This window comes from Pseudomonas serbica, assembly GCF_028823535.1.
GTDB classification, from domain to species: Bacteria; Pseudomonadota; Gammaproteobacteria; order Pseudomonadales; family Pseudomonadaceae; genus Aquipseudomonas; species Aquipseudomonas serbica.
Genome location: NZ_JAQIYM010000090.1, coordinates 122,275 through 141,200 on the forward strand (window position 1 = coordinate 122,275; position 18,926 = coordinate 141,200).

The window sequence follows — 18,926 nt, forward strand, 5'->3', positions numbered from 1 at the left end:
AAGAGAGAAATCGTCACCTCCTCGAAGAGGACTAGGTTGCTTACCGGTATCTGATCCAGCTACTGACTGGCGTCGATGACGCCTGGGGGTCGCTTGTGTGGCTCACCAGGCCCCGTATAAAGTAAAAAAACACTCAGTGCTTAAAGAAGTCTTCCGACGGAGCAGAAATGAGATTTTTAATTAAAAGCCACGACGAGTACGGCCCCCATTTTGGTGTTTTATTTGACGTTCTCCCAAAGGTATATGGGGACGAGAATATTTATGGGGATATTCTGAAATTTGACGTAATGAGAAGTGCTAGTGAGCTCAGTCATCGGAAGGATACCGATGGCTGGAGGCCGTACCTGAGCGATAGTACCGATCCAACAAAGCGCCGAGCCCTGGTTATACCAATTGACTCGACGCTTCAGGATGAAGCTGAATACGAAGCGTGGAGGGATTTTGCGCTAGAAGCCCTTAATCACGGAACGGTCGACGGCAAAAGCTTGGCCGCCGATGTTGACCTTATCGTTTTAGCCAGGGAACCCGAGCAGCCGGAAATTTTCAGTGATCGCAATCCAGATACTTCCCGGTTGGTTGACTACTCGCATTTAGCGCCTTACAAGGGTAGGGACAGCTCGCTACAGATACTCACCGATGCGCTGACTTCTGGATTTTCATCAACGCCTAAGAGCAAAAGCATCGGTGCCGAAGCGGTAGCAGTGCGAAAACCAAAAAGCGTGGATGCCGACGATGATTTTCAACCCTGACTAGCATTGCCCTGCAAGCAAGCCGCGTTAAGGCGTTCTTCCACCCGGATTAGCATCTCGATGGCCAGGTCGTCGCGGTGCTCACCGAAGTGTGCCATCCGGTGATCGTTGGGACATAGGGCGATCACATTTTCGATGGTGTCATCTCCGTCCTGGTAGAGCGGCACCACGTGGTGGCTCTCCAGATAGATCTGGCCATCGTGTTTTTTGAAGCCCGGCTGGCCGCACCACTCGCAGCATCCGTTAGACCTTGCCATGACAAGCTGCCGAACCACGGCAGACCGCTCGCGCTCATAGCGCTCCACGAGGACAGGGTCGCGCTGATTTTCATCGATGACGAACTGATCTACGACGCCAACGCCATAGGACGTCGCAGTGATCTCTGGCAGCGCTGGCGCTTCAATCGACTCATGGGGTGGATCGATGGCTACTTCGTCGTCTGAGGTGGCCAGAGGAGCTTCTGACGCCTGAATATCTTCCTGCTGCTCAGTTGTGTGCGGCTCCGCACTGCGGCGAACGACGTAATTCCCGGTCATCATGTCGTACGTCAGATTCCAAGGCATTGGATCGAGGGCCCGGAAATCTGCAGTGGCCGCTTCGAATTCGGTTGCTCTGGCGCGGGTCGCCACGATGCAGACTCGGACTTCCAGCTTATTCCGGTAGGCGTCCTTCAGGACTTCCTCCATCTGTTGAGCGCTATTGGCCCAGCGTTTCGTGCGATTACGTACGGCTGAATCCCAGTGGTCGGCGCCAGCAGCCGCACGCGCTATTTGATCTTCCCGTGCATTCCCTTCACACACCCAGCCGCCGTCCACCCATTCAATGGCATGCACCCACAAGCAGAGCAGCGCAGTTTTGTCCCCAACAAAGGCCCAGCGGTAGCAGAAGTTCGGATTAGTCGAATACTCGCCGCTGCCTTTGTGCCAGGCACTGACATCGATACCAGCTGCCGCGACGACGTCATAAATTCGCTCGAGTTTTTTGGGCGTTATGGCGGATTTGTCGGAAATCGCCATGGGCGTGTACCTGTGATTGAGTGGCCTGTGAGAATAGCGGCCAATCGCCGGATGCGAAAGGGAAGCTGACATGAGCGGACAAGGATGGGGTACGCAGGCAATAAAAAACCGCCCTCATGAGGCGGCTCTCGGTGTTTCGATTTCTTCTGCAGTATGTGCCCATGGGCCGTCGCGAGGTTCCGGTACTGCTCCAGCATTCCCCGCCGAGAAACCTACAATCTCAAAACCGTCAGCTGTGTGTCAAGTCGATCCGCTGGGGCTGAACAAACCTTGTTAGTGGCGGCTTAGCCAGTCACATGTCCAACGGGTTCTTCGACAGCCTGATGAATTCTGTACGGGGAACGTCGACGCAGCGAAAGACGAACCACGCATCACCGACGAGCTTGCGAATGGCCTTCTTTCTGATAACCCCGATGGATCCCCAGGCGATGCTATGACCTGGCTTCAATGAGCAAAATTGCGTTTGGACTGTTTCATGGTTGGCCCTTTGACTGAGGTTGGCTATTAGAGGCCGGAAGCTCCAGGTGCCGATAATGTTCGCTTACGGACTTGATCAGATTAAGGCTGGCTTTGATTTCATCCGTACTCATTTTTAGTACGTACTGACAGAAGATACGGAGAGCGTCAGCGTCATAGTGGCTGTCGAACTTGGCAGCTGGGCGTAGGGCTGCACGGTCAAAGCCGTCGGGCACCGGGGGATTGAGCACGTAGACCGCAAGCTGCCGTTCGCGTTTGATCGCCGCAACCAAGGCATTGGTCACCAGCAAGCCGGCCTGCAGGCCGAAGGTGCGATACACGTCGGAGCGCAGCGCCATGATCAACGTCAGGGCGTCAGGGTTAGGCTTACGCACCGTGTACACGAACTTGAGTTTCTCATTGCACACTTCAATGGCCCTAGCCCGCGCCAGCACCTGGGCGATCAGCTCAAGGTTGTAGTCAAAATCATTGCGCTCCTGCGATGTGCAGGCCGAGCAAACCCATTGAATGAGCTGCTGTCCAGGCAAGGAGATGGTGGCCATGGCCAGCAGTACATCGGCGCCAGCATTTCTCAGGAACTCTTCAGTCTCCTGTTCAAACTGCATTGGACATCCATCGATCTGGTAGGAAGCGTGCACCGTACGCAGCCATAACACTTGGGCCACCGGGTCGTACGTTGTGGCCAGATCGGTAAATCCAACCTGAACGGTGCCCTTGATACGCTTTACTGTGAGCATGCGAAAGCCGGACATCTCGATCCTCTGAGGGCAGAGCGTATGTTGGTCTGGAGAAGCTATTCTATTCGTTGTACCCTGCAAATCCAGTGGTTTTAAGCAAACTAGAGAAGGATCCCGTTCATGCCAACCCTCGAGAGAATACAAGCACCGTTCACCGCCGCCCAGGTGCGAGGTCTTAACGAATATCAGACCGGTACCGCGTTTGGGATGCACATGCACCCATTTACTTGCGCCGAACGTGGGGACGGTCATCACGGAGAAGAGGGCGGAGACACCGGCGTCCTGATTGCGACCGCCGATGGCTGGGTTTGTCCGTGGTGCGAATACACCCAGGACTGGGCCCATGTCTTCATGGCCAACTCGAGGGACGGCTACCAGCCTCATGACTTTGAAAAGGTGCTCTCGACCGAGGAAAAGATCACCAAGATCAAGCAGGTGATGGAGAACTACCTCCTGATGTATAAAGATCGACCATTCATCAGAGGTGTCCCTGACATGCTGGCAAGCCTAGAGTTGCGGGTCAATGAGCTTAAAGAAGAACTGAGCGCATAATTCAGCGTATGGGTGATCTGAAATGGTCACCCATTGAAATAATGGCGGGCGCAGTTTTCGTCCGGTGGTCATGCTGATAGCCATCATGATATTGTTCGTGCCGGCGTTGAATAATGCCTCCGTGGTTGCGTTCGACATGCCAACTCATGCTGAACGTAGGTCGATCAGCAGTGGGTAAATTTACCACCTGACCCAGTCAGTAAAGGATGAGTGCATGCTCAAACATATTTCATATATTGCCCTGTTGGCGCTGGCCGGCTGCAGCACGGCGCCGATTGAACCACCTCCTGCGGTGCACGACCCAGCCATGAACGCCAAGGTCGAAGCGATGAAGGCCATTGCTGGCTCATTGGTCGAGGTCAAAGCTGACATTTACCAATCGGGTAAGAAGCTCCATAGCCTCACACAGGTGGTTAAGGTAGGGGAGCCGGCCTACTTTGTAGAGTCGACCCCTGCCCATTACAGCGTTGTGGTAACGCCCCGTGTGTGGCCTAACGGGCGCGTTGTCCTGGACGTAAAAACCAAGTGGATCAACTCGAAGGGGATGAGTCCTGACCGGTTGCTTCTGTCGACCCTCAAAACCGTGAGTGGGACGCCAGCTAAGCCCATGGATTTCGAGATCGATGAGACCCCGATCAGAGTGGTTATCACCCCAACCAGACTAGAAAAACCAGGGCAAACGAAATGAAAGTGTTGATCCGTCTGAAAGCAGGCTCCCAGCGCGTGACAATTCACGCAAAGAACGCCTATATCAAGAATGGCTGCTACTGCGTGTACCGGGAGGACGATACCGTCCGCAAATTTCCCCTGGCAAATCTCTTCGACGTAGAGGTTCAGCCGGAGGTGATGGATGCCCGCAACACGCCGGCGCTGATGAACGTGAAGATTCACCTGCACGGCACGGTTGAGCCTATCGCCCTGCAGGCCGACAGCACCAGCCATGATCGGGACATGTTTGTCGCCCGCATGCCGTCAAACGCTATCAAGCTTTACCCGATGGCCAACATCGCCTTCATCGACGAAGACTACGCGGCAGTGCCGGTACGTCGTCCGAAAGAGCCGTCAGGCCCACTGGAGTGCATGGCAGTAGGGGAGAGCCGTGAGACGACCCCGGCAGCCTACTTCAAGAAGATTGAGCGCCTCATCAAGACCATCCCCGAAAGTGACACTCAGGTGAAAGGGTGCACCACTGAAGACATTTTGGCCATCTGCGCCAAAGGCAGTTCTCTGCAGTGGTACCCAAAGACCGATGCCAGGGTTTACCGAATGATCGGGTTTTGCGTCGGCGTGTTGCGCCACCACAACAGGCCCCTGTCATTTGACGAGTTCCTGGTAGAAGGCCCAAATATCTCTGAAAGTGGTCGCGTTGAAGCGTTGTGGGACACCTATAAACGCCTGGCCGCACACACCATTGCCCAGGTTGGAGTCCCTGAGCCGGAAGGCACTGATTTGTCGGGTATCTACTTCGCCAGTGAAGTGTGCAAGATGATGCTGTCTAAATTAGATCGTTATCCACTGGAAGGTCATTGCTTCTCTCTGGGCCTCGTGCAAGGGTTGTTAACAATGGGAGGGGCGCTCAAAGACCTGACCCAAGAGGTAAGCAACACGCATCATATGATTGATTGCCTTTGTACTGAGGCCTGAGCCCATCGGTTGAAGAGCGTATTGCCGGAAACCGCCACAATGGCCCGGCAATTTAGGTTAAATGTTACTTTTGAAGATGTTCTGCGATCCACAGGGGGCAGGGTAATGGCGTTCAACCCGTTAGACAAACTCAAGGACGCCGCTGAACGTGTCCAGAAGAACGTGGCTTACACGGTCGACAGCACCAAGGCTTCGGTGCGAGACGCAGCTTTGGACGCAAAAGACGCGGCGGTTGGGTCAGTCGTTCGCCAGATGGGTAAGGCGGTTGACCTGGGCCGATCCCTGATCGAGCTTCCGTACATCGAATTTCCCATCAGCATCGCCTTCATGGTGGCGCCGGTGCCACTCGCTATCGGTGTCGGTATGATCGCGCTGATGGAGTACAAGCTCGAAGGCTCCCAGGGCAAGATCCATGCAAAGCTGTATGAGGCTAAGCGCCGTCGCCACTTCGACCGAACGGTCGCCTTGCTTCAAAAACATGGCCGTATTCCCGAGACCGCCGTACTTGAGACTGAGCACATCCGTCTGGAGATCAGTAGCCAATCCGTCGAAGTGAAGGGGGAGGTCAAGACAGGCCCCTATGCTGGTCGTTGGGTACAAACCCTGGAAGAGCACAACCTGGATGAAATGATTGCCCTGTGTACCGATCCTGAAACTCAACAGATCCTCTACACCTATCGCAGATTCCGCAGTATGGCTGCGGGGATGCCTGTGGAAGTCAGGCCGGAATGAAGCTGGCCTCCTGCACAGATCAAGAGCACAAGCCTGATCGGGCCGGTACTTACTTTGCCAGCTGGTCGGGTGACCCGGCTAAACCAGCTGCCTGGCGCCAGCTTCGTGAACAGCACGGCTATCTAATCACCTCGACGTGGATTGACCGCTTCGGCGGCAGGGACGCTGATCACATCTCAGACCTTTGGGTCATGAGTGAGCTATGGCAGCGACTGGAGAAGGAGATTGCTCAATCCGAACGCCTGGTCATCGACCTCGCCGGCGAGCAGCTCAGCCCATCCGGGGTGTTCATTGAAGTGCACATGGCTGCATCGGCAGGGGTTGACGTGTACATCGTGCTCAATGGCCTAGAGATTGATCCGATCAAATACCCGGTCATGGAGCGCTGGCTGCAAAGGCCCCATGTCAAGTTCGTTCCGGATATGTCCAGTGCGCTCGCCGGGGCCGACCGAGTGCAGTGATTTTGACCAAACAGGCCATTCCAACGACAACGAGAGGTGAGCATGAACGAACAATGGAAAGACGAGGCGAGGGTGGCGGGAAAGCAGGACAAGGAAGACGGGCTTGCTTGCGTGCCGTACCGCTCGGAACGGTTCAAGGCTTTGGTGGCCACGTACCCGAAGTTCGAGAAGAGGATTCTCGATGCGTACGTGACGGCTCACCAGGGCTACAAACTGGATGTGTGCAAGCTCCGACCATTCACCTGTAAATTTGGCTGAAAGCCTCCAGGAGCACCAGCTAGCCTGGGTGACGTGCTAAGCTCATTCCACGCAAAAACCAGTAAAATATGGATCGGATCAATGTCGGATATCAACGCAAAGCTCATCATAGGCTCCACAATTTCGATGGAGACGGAACTCGAAATCAAAGAGTCATTCCCCACGGAGCCAGGTCAGGCCATGGGATTCTTCGTCTTTGAAATCGAGTACAAGGGTCGGATTTTTTACTGCAGTTGGTCTGGTGGCGAACTTAGACCAGAAGGAATAGCAATGACATTGGTAGGGCGAGCAGCCTATGAGTCTCTCAAGAACCTGCCTATGGGTAACAACGGTGCCATCGTGGTTCAGGAGATGAAGTTGGGCAAAACTCCGCTCAAGGACAAAATCATCGCACTCTTGGAGGAAACCCCGGAATACTCGAAAATCTGCTTTCTTGGCGACCTCGAAGGGGAACTAAGTGGACAAATTAACAACGTGTTCACACCCGTTGGCATGATCGATCTGGATGACTAAACACGCTGTCACGACTATGGCGACCGTGCCTGATTGCGGTAAAGGAGAAACCCCTGTGAACCAAGATCAATGCCCAATCTGCGAACAGGGCTCACTGACAGAAATATCGTTCGATAACGTCATCGAGTTTCGTGGTCAATCGCGAGCGGTTACGTGCAGAGCTGCTACGTGCTCGGCCTGTGGCGTTGATCAAGCAGCCCCGAAACACTTACGTTTGAACAAAGATGCCGTTTTATGTTTTTACGCGGAGGTTGAGTACGGCGCCAAGGCATCGAACATGCCCACGTCTCTGATCTCTGCTATCTACGAGAAAAGCGCCTCACCTCGAGGTCAGGCACGTCACTTTTGGGCTACGAAGGTTGCACGACTTCGAGGTCGTAACCGATTGCCACGCGGGCTATTCCCGGTGCAAGTTTTTGTGTGAAGCCGGCGATTGATAATTGCCGGCCACACGAGCCGGCAAGCCAACACCTGGATCACGCCGAATCTTCGCAGTCCATCAACGCCGTTTTGCTGGCGGCGTTCCGGCGCATGAGCTTCTGGCAAATGAAATCTTCCATCTCACGCCTGGTGCGATCACTTCCATCCCGGTTGTATGGCAGGACATACAGGCTAGGAATGCTCGAGTCGCTAATCGGATACAGAATGCGTGCGGCGCCTTCATCGGCCATCATCCGCGTACCGATAGCAGTGGCCAGATCACTGACGTCCGCATGGGGCGGAATGAAATAAATCTCTGCCAGGCCCAGCAACTGCTCACGCAATCTATCTGATTCAATGATCGGCTGGCCGTCTGCTTTGCAACTGAAGACCACGATAGGCGTTTGCCGCCCGATCCGATTGACCTCAGTGAGAAATTTCTCGCAGGTGGCGAGTGTCAGGTCTTTTGCGAACAACCCTGGGGTTGACCCAACCGGTCGGCATTTTTCTACGATGTCGACGAGAAGCCGTGGCCGTGATGACATGGGCTTGCTGCCTTTCACCCGCATTTGATCGACCACGCTGACAGAGACGGTGCATTCAACGCAATGGTCGTGCTCTGCCTGATGGAGTTCGATCTCGGTCGTCCATCGGCGCGTGGGGATCCTGGAATCCACGTGAGAATAGTCAGCCTTGAAGCCAAATGCACCTTTAGCAGTGGGGCAGTGGCTTGTTTGCAGTACACCTTGCTCGCGGTATGTGCGCTCCGTAATGTCAGAAAGCAGCATCGCGATATTGATGGGTTCTTTAGTTTTCCAGGATAGCCACTCGGCCAGCAGGGTCAGTACGCTGTTGGCGCCGTCTTCGGGTTCGAGGGTCAGGTGATTGGTGTAGATCAGCATCAATGGCTCCGCCGTATGCTTTCTTCGGTTTAATTGCTGCGCGAGAACTGGCTGCGCAGCCAAGAATCATGGTTTCGACGGAGTGATTATGGCTCGTAATTACAATGTTGTATAAGGATTTTGGCAATTTATTATAATCGCAATGCGTGTTCTGCATGACTTCCACAGATTGCTGAAGGTCTTGATCAGCTTGGCTCATAGCCGTCATAGAGCCGATCCCAACGGCTTGCGCAAGCGGGGGCCAGCGCTGAATCTGGAGCGTCTTCCGTCACGTAGACCCAGTGATGGGTTATGCCTTTGGCCAGCAGCGTGCGAATCCTGTGATGACCGTCCTGCATGACGCCATCCTCAACCAGGAAAGGTGGCATCGTCGCTACGTTGCGTTTTTCGCATTTGGCTTGCCGCTTCGGATCAATCTCATGATGTTCCTGTTTTTCGAGCGAAATCGAAGACAGGGCAATCCATTGGAGCCGGGCGGCGCTGCCAAAGTACTGCTCTTCGATTTGCTCCTCACAGATCTCATAGGGCGTCTTGGATGAGATGTACTCGGCGATAGCCTGCGCATCAGGAAGCAGATCCGGCCACCTGGAATAGTCGGCTGGCGCCGCTGGGAGCTGCTCCAGATCCTCGAAGTCCACATTGAGCTCGGCGAGCTCCAGAACGATGGCTGCGGTGACGCGGTATTCAGTGCACCGCCGCTCGGATACCGGGAAGGGCTCACCCGACCAGTATTGGTCAATGCATTCCAGCACGCGGGCCATGGAGTGCGGTTCGCTTTCCATCTCAGCATACGCTTCGGAATACCAGCAAAGGTCTGATTGCTCAGGTGTGGACTTTGGCTCGACAAGATACACTGCGTCGGTGTAACCACCGGCTGCATCGATAAGGTCAGGGTCAGCTACCAAGAAAACGCTCTTCGTACGGGCAGTCTTGCCTGCTGGCCGTCTGGATTCAAACAACTTCTCCAGGTCAGAGGCCTCATCTCGTTGAGCGTACCCGTCTGCTTGTGGTGCCAGTCTAAAGCCAATAGGGAAGTGTTTTGGCGAGCCATGGTAAAAACGCTGCTGCATACGCTCACCTTACGTTGAGTTTTTCCCAGTATGAAGTATCCGTATCGGCGCCAGCAATTGTTCCCCATGGCCAGGCGCCGGCACCGGCACCCTAGGCTTCGCACCGGATGTTAACCGACACAGGTCTGGGTAAAGCTCAGGTGCATCTCTTCAACGTGGCGATCCACTGTGGTTTGGCACCCTGGCACATACTTGGGGGTCAGGGCGTCAGCAGCCGAAACGATGACCGGCTCCAAACCAAATTGATCGCCTGTGATGTCGACGATGTAGGTTTGACTCTGAACGTCAATATCGATCCAGTAATGGCCGTAGCCCTTGTCACCGATGAACAGCCCACCATCGTCGGATCCATCGCCCCCGCGAATGATTGCTGTGAAGCCAGTGAATCGATTGATCAGTGTGCCGCAGAAAACCACCGCGAATAAGCATGTGCCTTTGGTGTTTTGATGCTCAACCGAGGCCTCAAGAATTTGCAGAAAGTGATCTCTAGCTTCAGTAACAATCTGAGCAAGTTGTGAAAGATCTTCTTTTAAGTTGTCCATCACAAATTCCATTGATAGAGTAATTTAACAATTAATCACTTTCCTGAGAGAATGTAATAAACATTAATATCAAACTTAAATGCCGCCAAGCTTAAATACTGCACAGGAATACTTTCAACGCCTGATTCATAGAGTATTTGCGTTTCAATTGGTGTCGCCAATACACCTGAAAAGTCTTCTTGTGAAATATTCATCCTGATCCTTTCTTCTTTTAATCTCTCGCCGATTTGCTTTTTGTGATTGTCTTCACTGACACGCCGCTCTGCGGTTAAAATGTAATTTACGTCGATATGAAATCTTGCTTGTGCGAGGATTAGATATTCAGCAGTAATGATTTTCAATCCTTCCTCAAACATAGTCTGTGTGGATCCATTAATCGCCATGACATAGGTAAAATGATTTACGGATATACCAAGGCGCATCCGCTCCTCACGTAGTCTTTTACCTATCAGAACCGGATGAGTATTCAATATGTCAGATTCAGGTTCAGAAAAGTTCTTAGCAAGGCGGTGAGGGGCTGATCCGCCTGTCAAAGCAGCGTCCTCATCTTCGTCATAATGCCCATACGGGGAATTAAATCTGTTTTTGCTTCCAGGTTTTACGACTTCAAAATAATCGACCGGGAGTTTTAGCCTAACCGCAAGAACTTTACCTGATTGTTTCGTTAATTTCGCACCGCCATACAGGTAATTAATTAATCCAGTGGATGTAAGTCCGAACTTACTTGCAAAAGCACAAATATTGCGATTGCCAATCAACTCATTAAGAACTGTAGCTCGAGATAATTCATCAGCCTTGTATGATGGTGTCCGCATGGGCCATATCCGCAAATTAATGTCCATATTATAGAGCAAGAATTGGCGATTGTGACGGGATTGATAACCATTTTTGTCACTTTTGCGACGAGCGCCAACCTGATTCGTACAACAGGCCAGGCACTCCAGCTTCAGAATTGGTATTATCAGCTTGATCGAAAAGAGGTTTTGTCAAAACAAAACATAACTAATAATAACTTTTAGATTCACTGCCCACGATATATTCTGTTTGAAGTAAGTATGTAAACAACATCCACATTCAAAATAAGTGCCGCAAGACTCAAATATCTGGATGGAATACTTTCCGCACCAGACTCATAAAGTATCTGCGTTGATAGTGAAGTGGACAGGGCGTCAGCGAATTCATATTCTGACATTTTACATCTCAGGCGCTCGATCTTTAATCTCGCTCCAATTAACTCCTGATGCGACGTTAATATGACTTGCCTTTTTGCCGATAAAACATAAAGAACATCAACTTTATGACTTAATTCCGCAAGTCTCAAGTACTCTGCGGGTATGTCTTCTGCGCCTGATTCATATCGAAGCTGAGTTTTACCATCGACTGACATAAGGCTTGAGAACCTGCTTATTGCAAAGCCTAAACGAATGCGTTCGTCTTTAAGACGTCTTCCGATCTGGTGACGGCCTGATAGCAAGCTGTTGAGTATGTATTCCGATATGTTATCCGATGAGATATCAACAACGACCTCTTTTTCACGCTTTGGTCGTCTAAATACTCTCGGCTTCGCCCACTTTTTTGTGACCTGGGTAACCGGGATTAATTCATCAGTGCTTTGAGTAGAGTTGTATTTGTTTGTTGTGCCTGGTCGAGCCAACTCAAAATAATCATACGGCAGGTTTAATCGAGTCGTTAAAATCCTGCCCGATTTTTTTGTAAGCGGCAATGCGCCTGACAAATATTTTGCAATCCCTTCGTATGTTAGATTGAATTTAGCCGCAAAATCACCAGGATCTTCTTCGCCAATTAGTTCCTTAAGCGCTTCGATTCTTGTAAGTTCATTAGCTATGTAGGGTTTTAATTCCATCTTTAAATATTCCAGTTTACAGTGGCATTAGTGTAAATGAAGAATTGCCTTCTGTACAATTAAGCATAAAAATGGCCACTAATTCGGAACGCGCAGGCGGCACTCTCCGTCAACCTGGTCAACCAAGGTCACAATGAACGACCTGGTTGCCCGCTACTACCGGCAACCAATAGACTGGGGCAGGGGGATTCTCATGACCAACGTAATCGACGGCAAAGACAGATTTGAGTTCAAGCAGCTTCTGGATGGCGCCAGCAAAAACCTAACCTCAATCAGTGAGGCGATTTCCAGCACCAGCAATCCAATCGCACCAAGCATCGATGCGGCACTGGACTTCGGGCGTCAGTTCATGAATTGGAGTATTAAGCCATTTTGGTATCCGCTGGAAGACAGTGATGTGCTCTACGACATCATGGACACCGATCCTGAGCGTTATGGCCAGGTGTTGAGGCTCGCATTGAAATACGGCGGTAATCAGGCCAAGCACGACTTAACCCTGGCGCTGTCTCAGGCGTTTCCGGATGCCAGGCTAATGCTGATCACGACTCGCGATGGCCTCACGCTCCATAGCGGCCTTTGGAGCCATGAGAACGAACTTTTGCTCGATGCCAACGGTGTTCACTCCATGGCAAGTCTTATTCAGAATTGGACAGGACGCATGCTGGGGGAACCAATATGCCTGAAGCCCGTGTCACAAGACGATATCATCGAGCTTAGCCAGTGCGGGCGGGAAGGGCTGCGACAAGCCCTGGAAGATTTCGGAGCCCTGGCGACATACATGCAGGCGAACATGGAGGCTCTCACGACGGAGCCTGTGTGGGACGATGAGCCTGATGAAGCTGACGAATGCTTCCCGGAGCCTTAACCAGCTGATCGATGTTCAACGTCGGAGCGGCGCCAGCTGTGTCAGGCTGCCCTGAAAGCACAGTTTGAGCCCAAAAGACCCAATCCCCGCTCGAATGGCAACGCTTGTACGTTGTGCGACCCCATTCATAGCTCCAAGAGCCTCACTGCTACGTCGCGACAGCGGGGCTTATCTTCTTCTATCAACTGCCTTTAATGATAAGGCGCTAGAGCCGGTAGCGTAAGGCGCCAGATTGTCACCCTTATGTATATGCATTGGCGTCAGCTGATGTCACTCCAGAATTATTTCATTCAACCATTTCCAAGGGCCGCTGCGTGGCCTGTGCTTGGTCAAATCGCTTATGTAACAATAAGAAGAAATGACAAGGAATTCACATGTCTTCTGAACGCATTCGTCAGGGTATCTCTCAGGCCATCACGGGTTATCAAGCCCAGTTTGTCGAGCTAGAACGAATTGTCGATGCCGAGGGCTATCAGCCCACGCTTAATGGCCTGAATGATGCGAGCCAAGGGCAGGAGCTCTCAGGGTTCTGGGCTGAACTTGACCTCACCAATCCGGACGGGCTTGGCTCCGACCAGGCATTTTCGTCGTGTCTCAGCATCAAGAGCAAGGGGCTGCTGCTCACCAGTTCGTTGATGACCGGGAACGCACCGCTGTATCGCTCGATGTGCACCAGCGTCAAAGACGATATCAAAAGCCTGTACTCACAAGATCTGTACTCTTTGCTGAGCGACGAGTTCGCACCGCAGGCGCTGTCTGAGATGACGGCAAGGGCCTCAAGGGATGTCAATGAGCTGGGTCTCTACAACACCTCCCTGCAAACCATCGTTGCAAGTGTTGCGCCGACTGATCCTCTGGCCTCGATCAAGAATGAGATCGTGTCGTCTCAGTGGGTTGATCAGTACCCGGATGAAAGTCGCGATCTGTTGACCATGATTAATGAGGCCCCTGAGAACGTAGACACCGCAGCGCTCAAATCCAATCCGTTGAAAAAATTCCTGGCTAACGGGCTGAAACTCGCCGCCACAACTGCAGCCATTGGCGTAATGGCCATGGCCGGACTATGGGGCGCGAACCTCGTTCAGAAAGCGGAAAATGTTGCCTACGTCGATCTGTCCGCCAGGCCAACAATTGAGACGTCTATTGGTAGCGGTAAATTTGAGAAACACAAGATCGTCAATTACGGGGAGTTCGACAGCACCCAGCTCTTGCATCACTACATGAATGTCGAATCGGCCAAATCGATGAAAGAGAGCTTCGACTCTCTGAGCCAGTCGAATCGCAGTGGCTTCTCCACGCAAGTGGATAAAGGGATCCTCTCCGATGAAGCGGTGTGCCTGGTGCAGCACAAGCCGATAGCAGATGTCAGTGTCGACGGTAATTTTTACGAGTTCCATGATGATGACCCAACCATCACGGACAAGAAATACGCCGATTTCATGGTGAAATCACACGAGGCAGGCCACTGCTTCTTTTTCCCGGAAATTGACGATAAGGATGAGGTTAAAGACCAGGCCCTCCATAACCAGTCCTCGAGTAGGGGGCGGTATAACTACAGCCTGGTCGAAGTGGCTGCTGATCTGACCGCCGTTGTCGACTACATGCGCCTCAATGGTAATGCCGACATCTACAACGACTACATTCGGCCACGTCGCCTCGTGGCTATCAAGGACAGTTGGCACCGAACGGCCATGGCGCTCGATATCGTGATCAGCCAGATAGACCCGGTTGCGATGCAAAACAAGACGCCAAAAGAGGTGCCAGACGTCGTCCGATTCCTGATGGAAAAAAATTTCATGGCCAAGGACGGTAGCTACAACCCTGGTGTGCTATCAGGCAGCGGGAGAATTGGTCTGGAGCAGCCAGCCGCGAAAGCCCTCTGGCATGACGTGCTTGGCTCTATTCACTTTGGCTTCGAGCGTGAGTCTGAGTACACCATCAAGCTTGGTGAGGAAATTACCAACACATTCTCTGAGCACGTGGCCAAATACCAGGGCGTGGCACCTGCAGGTGTCATCGCTGATGCGAAAGCCGGTTATGCCCGTATCGCTGAGAAATACAAGCTGGAACCATTGAAGGAGGTAAGTGCCCCGCAGGCCAAGCTCGCCAAGCCAATGGAAAGCATGATGAATGCGTTCCTATAACGCTCCCGCGATAAAAAAATGCCGCCTGATTAGGGCGGCATTTTCCTGTGGGGCTCAGCGGATAACTGATAACCACATTCCCTGATGGGGATCTCGGGAGGCTCAATATAGAACAAATAAGGTTACCTTTACAGACAACCCGCCGAATGGCAGCCCTGTAGCCTTGGAATGGCGCTGAGGCAGCATGATCAGCAAAGCAATGGATTTGCTGGCAAAACCTCAGCATACGTCTCACAAGCTGATAGGGCGGCATTAGCGATACCTCGGGCTTCTTCAATCTCATCCCAATCGCCACCATTGAGCTTGTCTTCGATTTCAGAAATCGCAGTCAGCGCTTCGAAGGCATCCTCTTTAACACGTCGAACGTGTTCAAGCTGCCGGCGAATGATGCTGGTGTGCAGGGCTGCGATGCGGCTGGCATTGCCAAGGGCGTAATCACGCATCTGCTCAGCCGTGTAGAGGTTGGCGCTTTGAAGACCTATAGACCGGAAGCGATCTGGAAGTGGTAGAAGCACAAGCGTGCCGGTCTCTGTCGAATAGATGACCTCACATTCGCGGGCGAGAGCGTCACGCAACTGCTGCAGCCCATTCTTGATTTTGAGTTCAGACTGCTCATCAACACTCGCTGCCTGGCTAGTCGGCACACCCAAAAACCTATTAATCAGTTCGAGCAAGTCAAGACTGATGCTGACGTATCGCGAAGCCATGTGTGCCTCCAGTTGACAATATATGGCAAAAAACGAATAGATCACTCCCAGGTTGAATTGAGGGTGTAGTGGAGCTCTTCGATCAGCTTGATGGACATTTTTTCTACGTCCTCCGCAAGCTTGAACATCGCTATGATGCCCCCTTCCTCAATGAAGTGCACTGAGACAGGGATGCATACATGGTTTGGGAACTTCTCCTTGCAGTACGCGATATCCTGCAACGTCTGAACAATCCCGTGTTTGTCCTTATTCCGCTTGGCTTGCACGGGAACTACATACTCAACACCATATTTATCGATACCAAGGTAAATCTCATCGATCTCGATCTGACCCATGGATTTAACCGTCGTTCGCAGGTGATTTTGGTGTGACCAGAGCTTAATTCCTACAAAAAGCCCCACCAGCTGATTGTCCCGCACACGTGAAAGAAGCTGCTGCTCATCACTACCGGCATGGGCACGGATGTTTGGCGGGGTTGCATCCGGTATTTTTATTGGCGTCAGTGTCTTGCTTGGAGTGATGCAAATATAATCGATGAGCCTTGCTCGATACTTCGAGCGTCCCGCCCCCATAAGAATCCACATTTCACCGGCTGGCGCCAAATAGAGGATAGCGTCCGGTAGTTCTTCGCGATACCTGAAAGCGTAAACGACGTCCCCAGCATTCTTTGGAAGTGTTAATTTAAGTTTGTTTGCTGCAGCTATGATTGCGCTCCTGGGGAACTCAAAACCAACTGCACCAGAGATTTGATCAATCGTAAGAGCACCAGAAATAATGGGTGTGAAGATTTCAAGCATAATAGCGCTGTATCGGTTGTTGGAATCAGCCATGGGATATCCCCACACAGCCAAGCGCTACACCGAAAACGGAGAGAACATGGTAAGTAATCACGATAGCTAACTGCCTGTTTTTATTGTAATTATTGGCGTTGCATGTTTGATAATAACACACGATAAAACCATGAGCAGGTTTCAAGGGGCAGGGGAGTCGTCTACCAATTCCTGCAACGGCGCCGGCGCTTTCTCAGGGAGGATCAGGATCTGTTTGGGATCAAAAGCAATGACAACCGCCGAGCCAGGCTGATCTTGGAGCTTGGGCTCGCCAAAGGGATAGATCATCACAATGCCGTCATATCCTTGCGCTTTGAGGGCATCCTGAACCTCAGTGCCGTAGTGGTTATAGCCATCGCGGTCGAGCCGCTCAATCACCATTGATGCGATATCGGCAGGCAGCACTTGCTCAATGAGCTCACAGTTGATGTCAGCTTCAAGGGATTCGTCGGACGGATAGAAGTAGAAGGGGTTGGTCATCCGGACATGGAGCCGCATCGTCCGGACGCCGTAGTGACCAGGCTCATCGGCCATGTAGATACCGGGGCCTTGGGCTCCAGACACGGATGGCCTGAACTCGCTGAATGGCTCGAGGGATCGGGTGCCGTGGTAAAGCACCAGCGGCTCGCCGTCCAGGCCAATGAGTTTGGTCTGGCGCAGCCAGGTTTCTCGGTTTTCCATAAGGGGATCCATCAACAGGGTTTTAACCAGTATGTTGATGGAGCCGAAGGTGAATCAATTTTAGAACGCCGGCCCTGAAGGGGTGACGTGAACGATTTTGCGGGTGTGGTTCAACTCTGGATCGTCGATGGTGATGTCCTGGTCAGAACAGCTACCAATCCTCATCGGCTTGTCGTAGCGCAAGCCCACACCACCTTCTGGACGATGTTTGTACGCGAGGTGATAGTCGATCACCTTTTTCGCCATCCAGCCGGTTCGCGCATCGTCAGGAAGCAGGCTGTTGGTGATGCCGAAGGAAGCGCCACCGGTGGTGATTGCCAGCAAGCGCATCTCATTGATCACTTCGCTGTCTTGACGACTCACGCCAGGCTTTGTCCCATATGAAAAGTCATCAAGCGCTTCATCAACTTGGCCCAAAGATAGCCGGGTGTACGACTCAAGCGCATCGGCCAGGATCTGGGCTTCCTTATCTGTCACGGTCAGCACAATTACTGATGCATCCTTGTCGGACACCTGGGCGGCGAAAGCATCAAGCAGCGCGATTTTCTCCTCCTCGGGCTTGTAACCGTGCAGCCCGAGCAGTGTTTCACACCGCTGAAGAATTTCCCTGCGCTTGGAAAGGTCTGAGCCCCACCCAATGGAGTTCATCTTCGCCTCTTCCGAAAAACTGATCGAATCAAACGCGGCGGTAAACTTGCCTTGTTCGATGAGTTTCGCGATCAGGATCGAGGCCTGAAAGGCCTGGTGGTAATCCTTCGGGATGGTGATTTTCACAGATCAGACCCTTAGTGGTTTCTTGTTTAAATGGAGAGCGCCTACCTACAGGCCGGCACTTGCTGTGTCTGTTTACATGCTAGGGCCTTCAGGGCCCCAATCATGCCTGGCGACCTCAGCCTCAGGCTCCCTTGGCCAGAAGCCGGAAAGCTTCTCGAAACCTGAACCCTTCACCAGGTGCGCATTACTGCCGAACAACAACACATCGCCCACGCCCATTGAGCGAGCGAAGTCGGTCATGGTGATAATGTCTGAATTGTCTTTCCAGCTCAATTGCTCGTTCTGAAGCGTGGAATAAACGTGCTCTGCCACATCCTCCGGGGCAACGTTAGAGAGGGCAGGGATCAACGCCACTTTCCTGTACATCCCCAACGCGGTCAGCTTGTCGACGACGGCCTGATTCGGAGAAATCTGGGCCTTCATGAACAAGTCTGGATGTCGATCTGCACACTCCGGACGAACAAAGTAGGCCTCAATGTCATCGCCACCTTCTTTGGTGAACGCATCGAACAGGCCAAGCTTGCCTTTGTGAAGCTGCTGGACTTCCTTGATGTCTTCAAACAAAAGGCGCACATGTCTGTGCAGATTGTAGGTACTGAACAGCTTGGCCACCTTGTAGACGCTCTCCGGGGCAGTCACCATCTCACGGAAGAGAGTCTTCGCCGGCGATTCGCCTTCAACAACCTTCGCCTTGAATTCGAAGGCCTTGAAAGCCGCTGACCTCGGTTCCGGAAACGTGCTTTCCGCGAAGGAGAGGGTATGAAACTCACCAGTACTTTGGAGCTTCAGTGAATCCATGTGGCCCCGACCTTCAGACAGCATCTCGCCGAAAGTTTGGAGGACGTATCTGAGTCTGTTCATTGGATATCCCTTGATTCAGTTCATCTCGTTTCAGCTTACCAGTGGCCGGCAGACGCCCGCAAACGAAGGTTCCAGGATCAAGAAGGAATAGAAAATTAGATCGTTGTCTTCTACTCTTGGAGGTAGA

The 18,926-nt window shown here is 52.3% G+C and carries 22 protein-coding genes; 10 read left to right on the top strand and 12 right to left on the bottom strand.

Going from position 1 to position 18,926, the window contains the following annotated elements; genetic code table 11:
- Positions 1-167 precede the first annotated feature (167 nt).
- Entirely contained in the window at positions 168-749 is a 582-nt protein-coding gene (locus NQL71_RS30890) for a hypothetical protein (protein WP_274644638.1), read from the top strand.
- On the opposite strand, the gene NQL71_RS30895 is transcribed toward NQL71_RS30890, so the two are convergent.
- On the bottom strand, positions 740-1,765 hold the full coding sequence (locus tag NQL71_RS30895) for an HNH endonuclease (RefSeq protein ID WP_274644639.1): 1,026 nt from the start codon (positions 1,763-1,765) through the stop codon (positions 740-742). The genes NQL71_RS30890 and NQL71_RS30895 overlap by 10 nt on opposite strands.
- 473 nt (positions 1,766-2,238) lie before the next feature.
- Entirely contained in the window at positions 2,239-2,979 is a 741-nt protein-coding gene (locus NQL71_RS30900; RefSeq protein WP_274644640.1) for a hypothetical protein, read from the bottom strand.
- A gap of 120 nt (positions 2,980-3,099) precedes the next feature.
- Between NQL71_RS30900 and NQL71_RS30905 the strand changes: the two genes are divergently transcribed.
- From NQL71_RS30905 to NQL71_RS30935, 7 genes are all read left to right on the top strand, one after another.
- On the top strand, positions 3,100-3,531 hold the full coding sequence (locus NQL71_RS30905; protein ID WP_274644641.1) for a hypothetical protein: 432 nt from the start codon (positions 3,100-3,102) through the stop codon (positions 3,529-3,531).
- Positions 3,532-3,745: 214 nt separating this feature from the next.
- Positions 3,746-4,219 carry a hypothetical protein gene (locus tag NQL71_RS30910; RefSeq protein ID WP_274644642.1) on the top strand — a complete coding sequence of 158 codons (474 nt, stop codon included), beginning with the start codon at positions 3,746-3,748 and terminating at the stop codon, positions 4,217-4,219.
- Positions 4,216-5,175, top strand: a complete 960-nt coding sequence (locus tag NQL71_RS30915) for a hypothetical protein (RefSeq protein ID WP_274644643.1) — start codon at positions 4,216-4,218, stop codon at positions 5,173-5,175. The genes NQL71_RS30910 and NQL71_RS30915 overlap by 4 nt, the downstream gene beginning before the upstream one ends.
- A gap of 105 nt (positions 5,176-5,280) precedes the next feature.
- Positions 5,281-5,907 (top strand): hypothetical protein, encoded by a 627-nt coding sequence (locus tag NQL71_RS30920; protein ID WP_274644644.1) that lies wholly within the window; start codon positions 5,281-5,283, stop codon positions 5,905-5,907.
- The gene (locus NQL71_RS30925; protein WP_274644645.1) at positions 5,904-6,368 is read left to right on the top strand and encodes a hypothetical protein; all 465 of its coding nucleotides are present in this window, start codon (positions 5,904-5,906) and stop codon (positions 6,366-6,368) included. Before NQL71_RS30920 ends, NQL71_RS30925 begins: the two co-directional genes overlap by 4 nt.
- A 42-nt stretch (positions 6,369-6,410) precedes the next feature.
- On the top strand, positions 6,411-6,626 hold the full coding sequence (locus NQL71_RS30930) for a hypothetical protein (RefSeq protein WP_274644646.1): 216 nt from the start codon (positions 6,411-6,413) through the stop codon (positions 6,624-6,626).
- A gap of 81 nt (positions 6,627-6,707) precedes the next feature.
- Positions 6,708-7,139, top strand: coding sequence for a hypothetical protein (locus tag NQL71_RS30935; RefSeq protein ID WP_274644647.1), 432 nt, complete (start codon positions 6,708-6,710; stop codon positions 7,137-7,139).
- Positions 7,140-7,615: 476 nt separating this feature from the next.
- Here the strand turns inward: NQL71_RS30935 and NQL71_RS30940 are convergent, their stop codons facing one another.
- From NQL71_RS30940 to NQL71_RS30960, 5 genes are all read right to left on the bottom strand, one after another.
- Positions 7,616-8,461 (bottom strand): hypothetical protein, encoded by an 846-nt coding sequence (locus tag NQL71_RS30940; protein ID WP_274644648.1) that lies wholly within the window; start codon positions 8,459-8,461, stop codon positions 7,616-7,618.
- Positions 8,462-8,646: 185 nt separating this feature from the next.
- Complete coding sequence (locus NQL71_RS30945; RefSeq protein WP_274644649.1) at positions 8,647-9,531, bottom strand: hypothetical protein; 885 nt, start codon at positions 9,529-9,531, stop codon at positions 8,647-8,649.
- A 110-nt stretch (positions 9,532-9,641) separates the two neighbouring features.
- Positions 9,642-10,073, bottom strand: coding sequence for a hypothetical protein (locus NQL71_RS30950; protein WP_274644650.1), 432 nt, complete (start codon positions 10,071-10,073; stop codon positions 9,642-9,644).
- 35 nt (positions 10,074-10,108) lie between these two features.
- Complete coding sequence (locus tag NQL71_RS30955; protein WP_274644651.1) at positions 10,109-10,888, bottom strand: helix-turn-helix domain-containing protein; 780 nt, start codon at positions 10,886-10,888, stop codon at positions 10,109-10,111.
- 206 nt (positions 10,889-11,094) lie between these two features.
- A complete protein-coding gene (locus NQL71_RS30960) occupies positions 11,095-11,937 on the bottom strand; it encodes a helix-turn-helix domain-containing protein (protein WP_274644652.1) in 843 nt (280 codons plus the stop codon).
- Positions 11,938-12,130: 193 nt separating this feature from the next.
- Between NQL71_RS30960 and NQL71_RS30965 the strand changes: the two genes are divergently transcribed.
- Positions 12,131-12,802: a hypothetical protein gene (locus NQL71_RS30965; RefSeq protein WP_274644653.1), complete on the top strand. Its 672-nt coding sequence runs from the start codon at positions 12,131-12,133 to the stop codon at positions 12,800-12,802.
- 374 nt (positions 12,803-13,176) lie between these two features.
- Positions 13,177-14,946, top strand: coding sequence for a hypothetical protein (locus NQL71_RS30970; protein WP_274644654.1), 1,770 nt, complete (start codon positions 13,177-13,179; stop codon positions 14,944-14,946).
- 188 nt (positions 14,947-15,134) lie between these two features.
- Here NQL71_RS30970 and NQL71_RS30975 read toward each other — a convergent pair whose 3' ends face one another.
- From NQL71_RS30975 to NQL71_RS30995, 5 genes are all read right to left on the bottom strand, one after another.
- A complete protein-coding gene (locus NQL71_RS30975; protein ID WP_274644655.1) occupies positions 15,135-15,653 on the bottom strand; it encodes a hypothetical protein in 519 nt (172 codons plus the stop codon).
- A gap of 41 nt (positions 15,654-15,694) precedes the next feature.
- Positions 15,695-16,483 carry an endonuclease gene (locus NQL71_RS30980; RefSeq protein WP_274644656.1) on the bottom strand — a complete coding sequence of 263 codons (789 nt, stop codon included), beginning with the start codon at positions 16,481-16,483 and terminating at the stop codon, positions 15,695-15,697.
- A gap of 141 nt (positions 16,484-16,624) precedes the next feature.
- Positions 16,625-17,164, bottom strand: coding sequence for an ADP-ribosyltransferase-containing protein (locus NQL71_RS30985; RefSeq protein ID WP_274644657.1), 540 nt, complete (start codon positions 17,162-17,164; stop codon positions 16,625-16,627).
- A 60-nt stretch (positions 17,165-17,224) separates the two neighbouring features.
- Positions 17,225-17,938 (bottom strand): hypothetical protein, encoded by a 714-nt coding sequence (locus NQL71_RS30990; RefSeq protein WP_274644658.1) that lies wholly within the window; start codon positions 17,936-17,938, stop codon positions 17,225-17,227.
- A 72-nt stretch (positions 17,939-18,010) separates the two neighbouring features.
- Entirely contained in the window at positions 18,011-18,799 is a 789-nt protein-coding gene (locus NQL71_RS30995; RefSeq protein WP_274644659.1) for a hypothetical protein, read from the bottom strand.
- Positions 18,800-18,926 lie beyond the last annotated feature (127 nt).

Coding starts and splice junctions, on each gene's coding strand:
- NQL71_RS30890 (WP_274644638.1), top strand. CDS start 168: ATGAGATTTTTAATTAAAAGCCACGACGAGTACGGCCCCCATTTTGGT.
- NQL71_RS30895 (WP_274644639.1), bottom strand. CDS start 1,765: ATGGCGATTTCCGACAAATCCGCCATAACGCCCAAAAAACTCGAGCGA.
- NQL71_RS30900 (WP_274644640.1), bottom strand. CDS start 2,979: ATGCTCACAGTAAAGCGTATCAAGGGCACCGTTCAGGTTGGATTTACC.
- NQL71_RS30905 (WP_274644641.1), top strand. CDS start 3,100: ATGCCAACCCTCGAGAGAATACAAGCACCGTTCACCGCCGCCCAGGTG.
- NQL71_RS30910 (WP_274644642.1), top strand. CDS start 3,746: ATGCTCAAACATATTTCATATATTGCCCTGTTGGCGCTGGCCGGCTGC.
- NQL71_RS30915 (WP_274644643.1), top strand. CDS start 4,216: ATGAAAGTGTTGATCCGTCTGAAAGCAGGCTCCCAGCGCGTGACAATT.
- NQL71_RS30920 (WP_274644644.1), top strand. CDS start 5,281: ATGGCGTTCAACCCGTTAGACAAACTCAAGGACGCCGCTGAACGTGTC.
- NQL71_RS30925 (WP_274644645.1), top strand. CDS start 5,904: ATGAAGCTGGCCTCCTGCACAGATCAAGAGCACAAGCCTGATCGGGCC.
- NQL71_RS30930 (WP_274644646.1), top strand. CDS start 6,411: ATGAACGAACAATGGAAAGACGAGGCGAGGGTGGCGGGAAAGCAGGAC.
- NQL71_RS30935 (WP_274644647.1), top strand. CDS start 6,708: ATGTCGGATATCAACGCAAAGCTCATCATAGGCTCCACAATTTCGATG.
- NQL71_RS30940 (WP_274644648.1), bottom strand. CDS start 8,461: ATGCTGATCTACACCAATCACCTGACCCTCGAACCCGAAGACGGCGCC.
- NQL71_RS30945 (WP_274644649.1), bottom strand. CDS start 9,531: ATGCAGCAGCGTTTTTACCATGGCTCGCCAAAACACTTCCCTATTGGC.
- NQL71_RS30950 (WP_274644650.1), bottom strand. CDS start 10,073: ATGGACAACTTAAAAGAAGATCTTTCACAACTTGCTCAGATTGTTACT.
- NQL71_RS30955 (WP_274644651.1), bottom strand. CDS start 10,888: ATGCGGACACCATCATACAAGGCTGATGAATTATCTCGAGCTACAGTT.
- NQL71_RS30960 (WP_274644652.1), bottom strand. CDS start 11,937: ATGGAATTAAAACCCTACATAGCTAATGAACTTACAAGAATCGAAGCG.
- NQL71_RS30965 (WP_274644653.1), top strand. CDS start 12,131: ATGACCAACGTAATCGACGGCAAAGACAGATTTGAGTTCAAGCAGCTT.
- NQL71_RS30970 (WP_274644654.1), top strand. CDS start 13,177: ATGTCTTCTGAACGCATTCGTCAGGGTATCTCTCAGGCCATCACGGGT.
- NQL71_RS30975 (WP_274644655.1), bottom strand. CDS start 15,653: ATGGCTTCGCGATACGTCAGCATCAGTCTTGACTTGCTCGAACTGATT.
- NQL71_RS30980 (WP_274644656.1), bottom strand. CDS start 16,483: ATGGCTGATTCCAACAACCGATACAGCGCTATTATGCTTGAAATCTTC.
- NQL71_RS30985 (WP_274644657.1), bottom strand. CDS start 17,164: ATGGAAAACCGAGAAACCTGGCTGCGCCAGACCAAACTCATTGGCCTG.
- NQL71_RS30995 (WP_274644659.1), bottom strand. CDS start 18,799: ATGAACAGACTCAGATACGTCCTCCAAACTTTCGGCGAGATGCTGTCT.